Source organism: Acinetobacter rathckeae (assembly GCF_015627125.1).
Classification (GTDB): Bacteria; Pseudomonadota; Gammaproteobacteria; order Pseudomonadales; family Moraxellaceae; genus Acinetobacter; species Acinetobacter rathckeae.
The window spans coordinates 314,342-327,875 of record NZ_VTDO01000003.1; the positions used below are offsets into that span (position 1 = coordinate 314,342).

Genomic DNA, 13,534 nt, shown 5'->3' on the forward strand with positions numbered 1-13,534 from the left:
ATGGTCGCAGTGGGTATAGCGTGTGGTATAGGCTTATCAAGTTTGGGTGATGATGTAAAAGCGGCATTAACTTCATCTGAAAATACACTGACTTTAAGGTCTGATCTGCTTGCAGATCAGACGGTGCAGGTGGGTGCATATCAGGGTGATTTGTATAGTGCTGAATTACCAACAGCCATGAAGGCGATTGATTCACGAAATTTTCGTTTAGCATTGACTGCGCTTGAAAAAATCAAAGATCGTGTAGATGCTCATATTAAAAATATAGATCAAAACCGTCTTGCGGTCATTGTTGGTACATCAACATCAGGTATTGCTGACAATGAACCTGTTCTTAAACAATATTTTGAGCAGAAAAATGTTGCTGTGTCATATAAGAAACAAGAGATGGGTTGCTTAGCGAGAGGGCTACAAGCACACTTGGGCTGGACAGGGATTGCGTATACCATTTCTACAGCATGTTCATCGAGTGGAAAAGCATTTGCCGCAGGACAGCGTTTAATTGAAGCTGGGCTTGCTGATGCGGTGTTGGTTGGTGGAGTAGATACACTATGCCAGTTAACACTCAATGGTTTTAATAGCTTAGAAAGTCTGTCTAGTCAACAGTGTCAGCCCTGTGGTCAACGCCGTGATGGAATTAATATTGGTGAAGCAGCCAGTTTATTTCTACTCACGAAAGACGTTGCTCCAGTTATGCTCATGGGGCATGGGGAGTCTATGGATGCATGGCATATTTCAGCACCACACCCTGAAGGCATAGGTGCACAATCAGCTATGTGTAGAGCTTTAGATGCTGCTGCAATTTCACCATCTTGTATTGATTATCTTAACCTACACGGTACTGCTACACCACAAAATGATGCCATGGAGATTCACGCTGTTCGCCAAGTGTTTGGAGAAAACAATGTGGCTCTAAGTAGTACTAAGCATAAAACAGGGCATTGCTTAGGTGCGGCGAGTGCACTCGAAGCATATATTTGTTATCGCATTTTATTAGATCAATCGTGGCTTCCTTTACATCAGTCAGGTGAAATAGACATGCAATTAAAAGATCAGAATTATGTGCGAGATTATAAGATGAATAAACCGATATGTTATGTGATGAGTAATTCATTTGCATTTGGTGGTAGCAATGTGAGTCTTGTTTTTGGGATATCTAAATCATGAATGCAATAGATTATATTCCACACCAAAAACCAATGGTCTTTATAGATACCGTGACTACAGTCACTGAGAACAGTATAGAAGCATCATTAGAGATTACCTCTGAGCTGATGTTTGTTCAAGAAGAAGGTTTACCTACATGGGTTAGCATAGAAATTATGGCACAAACCATTAGTGCGTATGCTGGTTTTCAGGGGAGTAAGTCTGAGCGTGCGCCAAGAATTGGGTATTTGTTAGGTACTCGGAGAATGGTCTTGCCGATGGCTTATTTTACTTTAGGAAAAACATTAAAGATTCATGCTCAGCGTGAATACTCACATGAGGGTTTGGGGCAATTTTTGTGTGAAATAGAGTATGAAGACCATAAGATTTCCGCACTGCTGAGTGTGTACGAACCCGAAGAAGGAATGAGTTAAATGAAAAAACGTATTTTAGTGACAGGTTCAAGCCGAGGCATAGGACGAGCTATTGCTTTACAACTTGCCAGCGCAGGTTTTGATGTGACGGTGCATGCTCGTTCAAGCCAAGCAGATGCAGATCAGGTTACACAGCATATTCAGCAGTTGGGCCAAGAAAGTCATGTACTGATGTTTGATGTGAATGATCGGGTGCTATGTAAGCAGGTGTTGGAGCAAGATGTAGAAAAGTATGGGGCATTTTACGGCATTGTGCTGAATGCTGGTTTGGCAAGAGATGCTGCTTTTCCAATGTTAGAAGATAACGATTGGGATGAAGTGGTTTCTACATCACTCAATGGATTTTATAACATTATTAAACCATTGATTATGCCTATGATTCACCTTAGAAAAGGTGGCCGTATTGTGACATTGTCATCTGTTTCTGGAATTGCTGGTAATCGAGGCCAAGTCAACTATAGTGCAGCCAAAGCAGGTTTAATTGGTGCAACCAAAGCCCTTTCATTGGAACTGGCCAAACGTAAAATTACCGTGAACTGTGTCGCACCAGGCCTCATAGAAACAGATATGATTACAGAGGAAGTCAAAGAACACGCTATGAAAATGATCCCAATGCAACGCATGGGGCAAGTTGATGAAGTGGCAAGTTTAGTTAAATTCCTTTGTTCAGATGAAGCCTCTTATATTACTCGGCAAGTGATCTCTGTAAATGGAGGTATGGTCTAGTGAAGCGAGTTGTTGTTACTGGCATGTCGGGTATTACTTCTTTGGGCGAAAATGCAGATGATATCTTTAAACAGATGGAAGCTTGCAAAAATGGCATTCGCTACATGAACGAGTGGGAGATCTATCCCGATTTACGTACACGTTTAGCAGGACCTGTCGATCATTTTACAGTGCCAAAGCATTTTACCCGTAAAGTGATGCGAGGCATGGGACGAGTTGCCTTAATGTCGGTGATTAGTGCTGAAAAAGCATTGGCAGATGCACAGTTACTAGACCATCCAATTCTTCAAAGTGGTGAAACAGGTATCGCTTTTGGCTCATCTGCAGGCAGTGTAGATGCTGTGTGTGAAATGGGAAGCATGATCCTTGATCAGACCATGGACAAGATGAATGCCACAACGTACATTCGTATGATGGCACATACTAGCTTAGTCAATATGAGCGTTTATTTTGGGATTAAAGGCTTATCTTTACCGACATCAAGTGCATGTACATCGGGCTCGATGTCGATCGGCCAAGCCTTTGAAGCCATTAGGTATGGTAAGCAAACAGTCATGCTTGCTGGTGGTGCAGAGGAGCTAAGTGCACCAAGTGCAGGCGTATTTGATGTGTTACTGGCAACCAGTATGATGAACGATACACCGTCATTGTCACCAAGCCCTTTTGATGCAGATCGTGACGGTCTTGTTGTTGGTGAAGGTGCAGGCTGTTTAATCTTGGAAGAGCGAGAGCATGCTATTGCACGTGGTGCACATATTTACGCAGAAGTTATGGGTTACGGTAGTAATAGCGATGGAACACATGTGACACGCCCAGATCAAGACAGTATGGCGAGATGCATGCAGTTGGCGTTAAAGTCAGCTGATCTGAGTGCAGAAGATATAGATTATGTTAATGCACATGGTACAGCAACAGATCATGGTGATATTGCAGAAACGCAAGCTACGCAATCAGTATTGGGTTATAAACCGATTAGCTCATTAAAAAGTTATTTTGGCCATACACTTGGTGCATGTGGTGCGATAGAAGCATGGCTGAGTATTGAAATGTTACAGCGTCAACAGTTTATGCCAACGCTGAATCTAAAAACAGTTGATACCAACTGTGGTAAACTTGACTATATCGTGGATCAACCACGTGATATTAAAGCAAAAACTGTAATCACGAATAATTTTGCATTTGGCGGAATTAATACGTCTATTATTTTTACAACAGGGGATCATCATGATTAAAAAAGTATTATTGAGCATATGTATGCTTGCTGGTGTGACAACGGTTCAAGCTGCAGATAAAATACATCAGTTAAATTTTAATGATGCAGTACAAAAAGCTGTTTCTGATGGTACGTTGGACGGTACAGTCAAGTTTTATTTGGCAGATACAAAGTCAGGTGGAAAAGTTCTTCAAAAAGACATCATCACCAATAAAAAAACCAATGGTTTTGCGAAGTCTGCTGAAGAGTCATGTGATTGGGTGTTACGTTCAGCACTGATTCAATTACAAGATGTGGCTAAACAACGTGGTGGTAATGCTGTGACAAACATTGTGAGCTATTATAAATCTCATGAAGTGAAAAGTACAACGACTTATGATTGCCATAAAGGCATGGCCGTTGCTGGTGTTGCTTTGAAAGGTGATATTGTAAAATATTAATTTCTTTCTAGATGAATTGAGATATTAATTTTAACGCTATAACGTGTAGGTGAAGTGAGTGTTATTCATCAAAGGGAGCTACTTAATTTCACTGAAGCGTGTTACATAAAAATAGTATCTGTACTTGTTGCAATATCATTATGCTCATAACAATGTATTTGTTATGAGCATACGTTTTTTTAAGTCGCTATTTTTCAAGATAGGTGAGGCATTCTCAAATGAATGATCGGTATGAGCTAAATGGGTTTATATATAAACAATGATTTATTTAATGTATAAGAAAATTACCGATATTCTTTGTATAGAGGATACAGGAAACCTTCGCCTAAATACTCAGCAACGTATGCAGTTACAAGACTATCGCAATAAGCAATTACAACAACAACTCACACAGCCATTAAAAATAGAAATCAATACGTTTGGTAAGCCTATCAGTTCACAAATGAGTTTTAACCATTCACATAGTCAGAGATACTATGCTTTGGCATATAGTCAAAGTGTATTGAATGTAGGTGTCGATATTGAAGATTTTTCTAGAAATGTGCGCATGAAGGCGTTGGCCGAACACTGTTTTCATGAAGAAGAACTTTTAATGTGGAAAAAACTTGGTGAAGATCGCACCTTTTGGTTTCAAGTATGGACAATTAAAGAGGCTGTACTTAAAGCCCATAGTTTAGGTATTCGGTTAAATTTAAAAACTTTAAATACTCAAGCACACCCTGAAAATTTAGAAGGGATTGTTGATCATGAAAAAATAGGTCGCTTTTATTATCAAAGTTTAAAGTTAGAAGAGTCTATGCTTACAGTTGCAAGTGATAAAAAGTTTGAGATTCAGTGGATATAAAGTATTGAAGTAACTAGTATAAAAAATGCGCCCTATGTATAGAGCGCATCTGCTTGATTCAAAGTAGTAAGCTTAAGGAATATTATGGTGCTCTTCTTCAAACTCTGGTTTAACTTGCACAAGGAAATCTTGACGGTTAATACCACGCCATAGTGCAAATGCTGTTCCAATATAAATTGAAGAATAAGTACCTACAAAAATACCCACAAACATGGCTACAGAGAACCAATGCAGGCCATCACCACCCAAGATCATCATAGCCACAACCACAAGAGTTAGTGTCATAGAGGTATGGAATGTACGTCTGAGGGTTTCTGTTAACGCACTATTAATCACTTCTGTTGGTGTTGCTCCACGAATTTTTCGGAAGTTTTCACGAATACGGTCAGAAACGACAATATTATCGTTTAAAGAAAAACCAATCACAGCCAGTACTGCAGCCAAAACGGTTAAGTCAAATGGCCACTGCATCAGCGCAAATATGCCTAAAATTGCAATGATGTCATGGAATAATGACAAAATCGCACCCATTGCAATTTTAAACTCAAATCGAATGGTGACATAAATCAGCATTAATAGGAGGGCAAGTGCGACAGCACCTGCTGAGCGAAGGTATAGCTCATTTCCTACCTGACCACCAACCGAGTCTACTTTGTGTAAAGTCCCCGTATTGTTTGGTAGCTGCACTGCTTTAGACAATGTGTTGTTTAAGTCTTCAACTTTAATCTCTTGTACAGGCATACGCACCAGCAGGTCTGTATTACTCCCTAAGGTTTGTACAACGGTATGTTTAAAACCAGCACTTTCCAATGTTTGTATCAGTTGCTCAGGCTCTACCGCTTTTTGATAGGTCACTTCTGCAGCAATACCACCAGTAAAGTCTAGACCAAGGTTAAGCCCTTTATAACCAATGAAAAATAAGCTGGCAAGCGTGATTAATATTGAAATAATCGCAGCAGGTTTCGCAATTTTCATAAACGGAATAATGCGTTCACTTTCTGACGTACTGTACTGTTTTTCAGGTTGAGTCGCTTTGGTCATCATAATCTCCTTAGATACTCAACTTTTGTAAGTTACGGCGCTTACCGTAAATCAGTTGTACGATGGCACGAGTCACAGTAATTGCAGTGAACATTGAGCAAATAATACCAATCATGAGTGTAACCGCAAAGCCTTTGATTGGACCTGTACCAATGGCAAATAGAATAAATGCCACAATGAACGTCGTAAGGTTCGAGTCGAAAATAGTATTATAGGCACGGTCATAACCTGCAACAATCGCTTGTTTAGGCGATGAACCCCATTGCATTTCTTCTCGTATACGTTCACAAATCAGTACGTTTGCATCGACAGCCATACCAATGGTAATGACAATACCTGCAATACCCGGTAGGGTTAATGATGCACCTAACCATGACATGACGGTTAAAATCATTGCAAGGTTAAATACCAATGCAAAGTTGGCAATTAAACCAAAGACACGGAAGAATACCACCATCCAAATGGCGACTAAAATAAAGCCCACTTGAGTAGATAAAATACCTTTATCAATATTTTCTTGGCCTAAGCTTGGGCCAACAACACGCTCTTCTACAAAGTACATTGGTGCAGCAAGTGCCCCAGAACGTAACATAAGTGCAAGTTCAGCAGCATCTTGTGGTGAGCTTAGACCAGTAATTCTAAACTGTGAACCTAGCGTTTGCTGAATTGTTGCCGCATTAATCACCACTGATTCTGTATACGGGGTGCGAACTTCTGTTTGAGCACCTGTTGTAGGGTCTGTCACATAGCTAATTTTTTGTTTATTTTCAATAAACAATACAGCCATACGTTTACCAACAGCACTACGAGTAGCATCAGACATCAGTTTACCACCCGCACTATCTAGTGTGATGTTCACTTCTGCACCGCCAGAATCTTGACTTAAGCCAGACGAAGCATTTTGTACACGTTCACCTGTTAAGATACGGTTACGTTGTAGTAAAAGTTGACGACCGCTATCTAAAGATTGATAAGCAAAAACTTCTGTGCCTGCTGGGAGTGGCTGATCATTATATTTGCCTGTGTATGGGCTAATAAATTGATCATTTTGGTTAGCAACAAGTCGAAACTCTAAGTTTGCAGTACGACCTAATACACGTTTTGCTTCTGCAGTATCTTGTACACCCGGAAGTTCAACTACAATACGGTTGCTCCCTTCAGTTTGTACAACTGCCTCAGCCACACCTAACTCATTAATACGGTTACGTAGAGTCGTGAGGTTTTGGTTGACTGCATAAGACTGAATTTCTTGTTTACGTGCATCGGTGTAGGTTAAACGAAGTGTCGGGCCTGTATCTGTTGCAAGTGCTTGCTGTGTGTATTCATTGCCATTGCGTCGTAAGAAGCCCATAGCATTGTCACGGTCAGCATTGTCTGCAAAAGCAATCGTAATGGCGTTATTATTGAGTGTTAAGCTATTAAACTTAATATTATTATCACGGAATTGACGGCGGATATCTGTTGTTGAGGTATCCATACGTTGTGCAATGGCTTTATCCATATCCACTTCAAGTAAGAAGTGTACACCACCACGTAAATCTAGGCCGAGTTTCATTGGTTTTGCACCAATTTTTTGTAGCCATGTTGGAGTGGTTGGTGCAAGGTTCAATGCCACAACGTAGTTATCGCCTAAACCACGGCGTAAAGCATCTTGTGCTTGTAATTGCACGCTCGTGTTATTGACACGAAGTAAAGCAGCATTATTGGTAAAGCTGTTGTCGTGACTTTGAATGTTTTGGCTTTTGAGAATTTGCTCTGCTTTTTGTAAAACAGATTGGTCGATGCTCGTGCCAGCCTTAGCTCCCGAGATCTGCACGGCAGGTTCATCTGGGTACAAACTTGGCAGTGCATACAATGTACTAATCACTAAAACAACAATGATGAGTAAATATTTCCATGCTGGGTAACGCATTTCTTATCTTCTTAATATGAGAAAGTCGTGCAATTGCACGACTTAGATAGAAACAATTAAAGGCTCTCTAAAGTACCTTCAGGTAATACAGAAACAACGCTTGAACGTTGAATTTTTACTTCTACACCACGGCTCATTTCAACAACAGCGTAGTCGCCTTCAATTTTTTTAATACGACCCATTAGGCCACCTGCAAATACCACTTCACTGTCTACACCTAGGCTTTCAATGAGGGTACGGTGTTCTTTAGCACGTTTAGATTGAGGACGCCAAATCAGGAAGTAGAAAATAGCAACAAAAACAACAATCATACCAACATTTGCAATCATGCTTGGTTGTTGGGCAGCACCTTCAGCAGCATAAGCTGTAGAAATAAACAGACTCATTTGAGTTTCCTAAATAATCGAACTAAAAACAAAATACCTTTTCAATATGCAATGTACCTTGTCTTGCCTCTAAGCGCAAATGCACAGGCATATTACTCAGCAGGGCAAGGAGGGACTTCTAATCCACGACGAGTGTAGAAATCTGTCACAAACGCATCAAAAGTACCTTCATCAAGTGCATTGCGTATTGCTTCAGTTAGGCGTAAGTAATAACGTAAATTATGAATTGTACCTAACATTGAACCGAGCATTTCACCACATTTTTCCAAATGATATAAATATGCACGGGTAAAGTTCTTACAAGTATAACAGTCACAGTGTGGATCTAAAGGGCTTTGATCATGACGATACTTACTGTTACGAATTCGGACTAAGCCATCTGTGACAAAGTAGTGGCCGTTGCGGGCATTACGGGTTGGCATCACGCAGTCAAACATGTCTACACCACGGCGTACAGCTTCCACAATATCTTCAGGTTTACCCACGCCCATTAAGTAACGTGGTTTATCTTCAGGCATTTTTGCAGGTAAATAATCCAGTACTTTGATCATTTCCTCTTTAGGTTCACCAACCGAAAGGCCACCAATGGCATAACCATCAAAGTCGATATCTAACAAGCCTTTGAGTGATTCATCACGTAGGTCTTCGTACATACCGCCTTGAATAATACCGAATAATGCATTTGGGTTTTTGTTTTCGGTATGTGCTGTTTTACAACGTTTTGCCCAACGTAAGCTGAGTTGTAAAGACTGCTGTGCTTGCTCATGTGTGGCAGGGTATGGTGTACACTCATCAAAGATCATCACAATATCTGAGTTCAGTGTTTGCTGAATTTCCATAGAAATTTCAGGTGACAAAAACACTTTTGAGCCGTCAATGGGTGAGCGGAAGGTTACACCTTCTTCTTTAATTTTACGCATTGCCCCTAAGCTGAACACTTGGAAGCCACCTGAATCGGTTAAAATAGGTTTGTTCCATTTCATGAACTCATGCAAGCCACCATGTTCTTTAATCACTTCTAGGCCTGGGCGTAAGTATAAATGAAAGGTATTGCCTAAAATAATTTGGGCTTCAATCTCTTCGATGTCACGTGGCAACATGCCTTTGACTGTACCGTAAGTACCAACAGGCATAAAAATGGGCGTTTCAACTACACCGTGTTCTAAGGTTAAACGACCACGGCGGGCACGGCCGGATTGACCTAGTTTTTCAAATTTCATATTTCATCCGAATCAAGGCGAAAAAACAGTTCGCTGATATTGGGCATTTGCCATTTTGGGTAAGGTGGCTATTTTCCTAGATTCTCTACAACGATGCTACCTTTTATTAAAGGTTTTTGTATGAAGCTAGGGTTTTAATAGATACATTTTATGGTGCTTGGTATTGATCAATCAGCATGGCATCACCGTAGCTAAAGAAACGGTATTTTTCTGCAACCGCATGTTGATAGGCATTTAAAATATTGTCTCTGTTTGAGAGCGCTGAAACGAGCATCAGTAATGTTGACTCAGGGAGGTGAAAGTTTGTGATGAGACGGTCAACCACACAAAACTGATAACCTGGATAAATAAAAATTTGTGTGTCGCCAGTCCATGCGGCCAATTGACCTTGATGAGCTTGGGCTGCACTTTCAATGGCACGTGTGGCTGTTGTACCGACTGAAATGACTTTATTACCTCGGGCTTTGACGGCCTGAATCTGCGCGACGGTGCTTTGAGGTACGTCACACCATTCGCTATGCATGATATGGTTTTCAATATTGTCTGTACGTACAGGTAAAAATGTCCCTGCACCCACGTGTAGGGTGACGAAAGCCGTTGTAATGCCTTTTTGTTTGAGCTTTTCTAGCAGTTGCTCATCAAAGTGTAGGCTGGCAGTCGGTGCAGCCACGCTAGCAAGTTTAGTTGGGTCATTAAATACTGTTTGATAACGCTCGGTGTCTATATCTTCTGCTTCACGGTTAAAGTAAGGCGGAATAGGTAGTTTGCCGTAACGATCTAGCACATCTAAAATAGGTTGAGAGAACTCGACGATATATAAATTTTCATGCCGACCTTGAACGGTGACCTCTACAAGATCATCTCCAATAAATAGGCTTGCACCTGCTTTAGGTGAGTTGCTTGACTTAATATGGCAGTGTGCAATGTAGCGGTCTTGCATACGCTCTACTAAGATTTCAATTGACCCACCTGTGGCACGTTTGCCTTTTAAGCGTGCTTTCATGACTTTGGTGTCATTAAGCACTAAAAGATCGCCTTCGTTTAGCAGGTCTATGATGTCTGTAAACTGATGGTCATGGTATTGACCTGTTTTATCAATATGTAGAAGACGTGAGGCACTGCGTTCAGGAAGAGGATAACGTGCAATCAGTTCATCGGGCAGGTCAAAGTTAAAGTCAGACAGTTGCATAGAAATAACGTAAAGAGAATTTGGGGCATTATAAACGTTTTTTTTATGCGATGCGAAATGTGCTACTGATGCTGAGTGTATTAAAAGTAAGCAAAAGAAACGGCTATCAATTGACATGAGAAAAAAAACGAGTAGTATACATCGAACAAACCATACTGCCCCGAGGTGGTGAAATTGGTAGACGCGGTGGACTCAAAATCCACTGTCAGAGATGACGTGTCGGTTCGAGTCCGACCCTCGGGACCATAAGCTGGTTAACAAATTTTACGGAAAACCCCGAAGCCTCATAATGCTTCGGGGTTTTTTATTGTTTGGATATTAACTTAAGCAAGGAAATGCAAATTATTCAGGCATCAATCATCTAAGTGTTCAAAAGATTTAAGATATCACCCTTTAAAACAAAAAAGTCTAAAACTTAAACAAAGGTGTGTTGTTATTTAGATGTCAGGTCTTTGACATGTTACTGTCAGCTTACTGTCGTGTTGTATTGCTATGTATAAAGCTACTGTGGTTTAAACAGTCCAATCAAGGGTTTATCATGAATACAGTAAATAAAATTAAGTACTACCGTTTAAAGCATGCATGGTCACAAGAGCAATTGGCAGAAATGACAGCCTTAAGTGTCCGTACTATTCAACGTGTAGAAAATGGAGAAAAACCCAGCTTGGAAACGTTAAGTGCCTTAGCTGCAGTATTTCAAGTCAGTGTATATGATTTATCTATTGCATCGGTTGATGACAATGTAGATGAGACAGTGACCCATAAAGTACGTGAAGCTGAGCAACGAGTTGAGCAAGAGAGTCGTTTTTATACATCACTGATCAGTTATGTTGTGGTGTGTAGTCTTTTGGCACTCATTAATTATATCTTTACTCCTAAAGTGGTTTGGGCCATATTTCCAATTATTTCTTGGGGTGCTGTCATATTATTTGCTTGGTTACGTATTTTTATTTTAAAAGATGCAGTTGCACGTTGGAAGCAAAAACGTATTCAGCAAATGCTACGAAAATAAGCTGTAAAATTATTTAAAACCTATATTATGCAAACGAGTTTTTAATCAGTGATCGCAGATGAATACAGTAAACGTGGTTGAGTGTCATTTTGAGCAACATGCTTCACAGATATTAACGATATTTAATGATGCTATTTTGCACTCAACTGCACTTTATGAGTACGAAGAGCGTAGCTTACAAGATTTGGAGCGTTGGTTTAAAAGCAAAACGATGCATCAATTTCCTGTGATTGGCGTAGAAGATGAACAGGGTGTGCTGATGGGGTTTGCAAGTTATGGTTCATTTCGTCAATTTCCAGCCAATTTGTATACAGTTGAGCACTCAGTCTATGTTCATCAAGCATATAGAGGGAAAGGTTTGGCCAAAGAGCTGATTAAAGCACTGACTCAAAAAGCCAAACAGCAAGGTATGCACACCATGATTGGTGCTATAGATGCCAGTAATGTGGCGAGTATTGCTTTACACAACAAACTTGGCTTTACCCATGCAGGTACATTGTCTGAAGTTGGTTTTAAGTTTGGGCGTTGGTTGGACCTTGCGTTTTATCAGATCATTTTAAATGAACAACATTAAAAGACCTCTGCCTATAAAGTGTAAAAAAGTGATTCATTGTTTGATTTTTTTGTAAAAAATGTTAACACTATGCATACATGTTCTCTCATTCCAATAAGAACTTTTTAAGAGAAATAAATTATGGCACTACAGTCGCTTTGCGTGGAAAATACTGACGATATTTCGGTAGGTACACCTGTGGTGCCAACACATTGCTCTACATCAGATGATCATATAACAAAGCTTTTGCTGAAAATAAAAAAAATACTGCGAGCACATCATGTGATTGCAATTTTGCCAAATCAATTAGATGCGAAAGTGTTAACCGCAGATCAGACATTCCTACAGCATGTGCCTTGTAGTACAGCGTTATTTCAGCATTTAAATCAGTTACATCCGCAACAAATACTTGATGAAAAACACCCACAATATTTACAGTATCGTGTATATATTGAACAATACTTTGGGGCGGTGAATCGCTTAGTTTCTTTTGCAGTGCATGATGCAGATTCAAATGGTGTGGCACATATTTGTGTCTTTGATCAAAACCATCAAACGTTTGACACAGACTTTACTGCATTAGCATTTGAATTATGTGAAGACTACGTAAAACAAGTGGGCCTTGAACAACAGCATAAAGAACTTTTGCAGACACATGAGCAAATCGTTGCGCTTAACTTTAGCCAAACCAAATTTTTACAAATTATTGCCCATGACTTAAGAGCCCCTTTTCATGGCATTTTAGGTTTTTCAGAAGTGTTGGCGGATGAGCTTGAAAGTTTAGATGCATCAAGTGTGAAAAATATTGCCAGTTATTTAAATGATACGGCGAAAGCGACCTATCATTTGCTTGAAAACTTACTAAACTGGGCCATGGCAGAGGGTGGGCGTTTTGTCTATCACCCTGTACGTTTTGATTTAAAAGAAGCCAGCCAAACTGTCAGCAATGTGTTGAGCAGTTTGGCCTATAGTAAACATATCGAACTGATTGATGCCATACCTGAAAAAACATATGTTTATGCAGACCTAAATATGGTCACTTCTATTTTACAAAACCTTGTCTCGAATGCTTTGAAATTTACACAGCAAGATGGATCAGGCAAAGTCCGTATTTCGGTTAAGAAAATAGAGCAATGTATAGAATTGTCTATTTCTGACACAGGGCTAGGCATGAATGAAATACAAAAAAATACTATTTTTGAGCCAAAGATAAAAACCACTTTGAAAGGTACCAATGGGGAAAAAGGCACAGGTTTGGGGCTTGTATTGTGTAAGCGTTTTGTGGATTTAAACCAAGGTCAGATTACTGTGCAGTCTGAAGAGGGTTGTGGCACAACATTTATAGTACAGTTGCCTACACAGCAGACCTCTACATTTGAAGCACAAAGCAATACGCTTACTGAAGTATAAAACAAAGA

Annotated in this window: 14 protein-coding genes and 1 tRNA gene; 10 read left to right on the top strand and 5 right to left on the bottom strand. The window is 40.0% G+C overall.

The genetic code is table 11. The features are described from left to right. The 6 genes from I2F31_RS07065 (at position 1) to I2F31_RS07090 (ending at position 4,803) form a co-directional block, all read left to right on the top strand. Positions 1–1,167, top strand: coding sequence for a beta-ketoacyl-ACP synthase (locus I2F31_RS07065; protein ID WP_195769388.1), 1,167 nt, complete (start codon positions 1–3; stop codon positions 1,165–1,167). After that, positions 1,164–1,580: an ApeP family dehydratase gene (locus I2F31_RS07070; protein WP_195773633.1), complete on the top strand. Its 417-nt coding sequence runs from the start codon at positions 1,164–1,166 to the stop codon at positions 1,578–1,580. The genes I2F31_RS07065 and I2F31_RS07070 overlap by 4 nt, the downstream gene beginning before the upstream one ends. Beyond that, positions 1,581–2,306 (top strand): 3-ketoacyl-ACP reductase FabG2, encoded by a 726-nt coding sequence (locus I2F31_RS07075; protein WP_195769386.1) that lies wholly within the window; start codon positions 1,581–1,583, stop codon positions 2,304–2,306. Then, positions 2,306–3,538, top strand: a complete 1,233-nt coding sequence (locus tag I2F31_RS07080) for a beta-ketoacyl-ACP synthase (protein ID WP_195769385.1) — start codon at positions 2,306–2,308, stop codon at positions 3,536–3,538. Before I2F31_RS07075 ends, I2F31_RS07080 begins: the two co-directional genes overlap by 1 nt. Beyond that, on the top strand, positions 3,531–3,959 hold the full coding sequence (locus I2F31_RS07085) for an excinuclease (protein ID WP_195769384.1): 429 nt from the start codon (positions 3,531–3,533) through the stop codon (positions 3,957–3,959). Before I2F31_RS07080 ends, I2F31_RS07085 begins: the two co-directional genes overlap by 8 nt. 271 nt (positions 3,960–4,230) lie before the next feature. Next, the gene (locus I2F31_RS07090) at positions 4,231–4,803 is read left to right on the top strand and encodes a 4'-phosphopantetheinyl transferase family protein (RefSeq protein ID WP_228285128.1); all 573 of its coding nucleotides are present in this window, start codon (positions 4,231–4,233) and stop codon (positions 4,801–4,803) included. A gap of 72 nt (positions 4,804–4,875) precedes the next feature. Here the strand turns inward: I2F31_RS07090 and secF are convergent, their stop codons facing one another. The 5 genes from secF to queA form a co-directional block, all read right to left on the bottom strand. Then, positions 4,876–5,847 (bottom strand): protein translocase subunit SecF, encoded by a 972-nt coding sequence (secF, locus tag I2F31_RS07095; protein WP_195769382.1) that lies wholly within the window; start codon positions 5,845–5,847, stop codon positions 4,876–4,878. Positions 5,848–5,854: 7 nt separating this feature from the next. Further along, positions 5,855–7,756: a protein translocase subunit SecD gene (gene secD / locus I2F31_RS07100; RefSeq protein WP_195769381.1), complete on the bottom strand. Its 1,902-nt coding sequence runs from the start codon at positions 7,754–7,756 to the stop codon at positions 5,855–5,857. Positions 7,757–7,812: 56 nt separating this feature from the next. Beyond that, positions 7,813–8,142, bottom strand: a complete 330-nt coding sequence (gene yajC, locus I2F31_RS07105) for a preprotein translocase subunit YajC (protein ID WP_195769380.1) — start codon at positions 8,140–8,142, stop codon at positions 7,813–7,815. A 92-nt stretch (positions 8,143–8,234) separates the two neighbouring features. Beyond that, the gene (gene tgt / locus I2F31_RS07110) at positions 8,235–9,362 is read right to left on the bottom strand and encodes a tRNA guanosine(34) transglycosylase Tgt (protein WP_195769379.1); all 1,128 of its coding nucleotides are present in this window, start codon (positions 9,360–9,362) and stop codon (positions 8,235–8,237) included. A gap of 148 nt (positions 9,363–9,510) precedes the next feature. After that, complete coding sequence (gene queA, locus I2F31_RS07115) at positions 9,511–10,551, bottom strand: tRNA preQ1(34) S-adenosylmethionine ribosyltransferase-isomerase QueA (protein ID WP_195769378.1); 1,041 nt, start codon at positions 10,549–10,551, stop codon at positions 9,511–9,513. A 159-nt stretch (positions 10,552–10,710) separates the two neighbouring features. Here queA and I2F31_RS07120 point away from each other — a divergent pair. From I2F31_RS07120 to I2F31_RS07135, 4 genes are all read left to right on the top strand, one after another. Further along, positions 10,711–10,797 (top strand) — tRNA-Leu (locus I2F31_RS07120). Positions 10,798–11,089: 292 nt separating this feature from the next. Next, positions 11,090–11,563: a 2TM domain-containing protein gene (locus I2F31_RS07125; RefSeq protein WP_195769377.1), complete on the top strand. Its 474-nt coding sequence runs from the start codon at positions 11,090–11,092 to the stop codon at positions 11,561–11,563. A gap of 58 nt (positions 11,564–11,621) precedes the next feature. Further along, the gene (locus I2F31_RS07130) at positions 11,622–12,137 is read left to right on the top strand and encodes a GNAT family N-acetyltransferase (protein WP_195769376.1); all 516 of its coding nucleotides are present in this window, start codon (positions 11,622–11,624) and stop codon (positions 12,135–12,137) included. A gap of 120 nt (positions 12,138–12,257) precedes the next feature. Further along, on the top strand, positions 12,258–13,526 hold the full coding sequence (locus tag I2F31_RS07135) for a sensor histidine kinase (RefSeq protein WP_195769375.1): 1,269 nt from the start codon (positions 12,258–12,260) through the stop codon (positions 13,524–13,526). Positions 13,527–13,534: the final 8 nt, after the last annotated feature.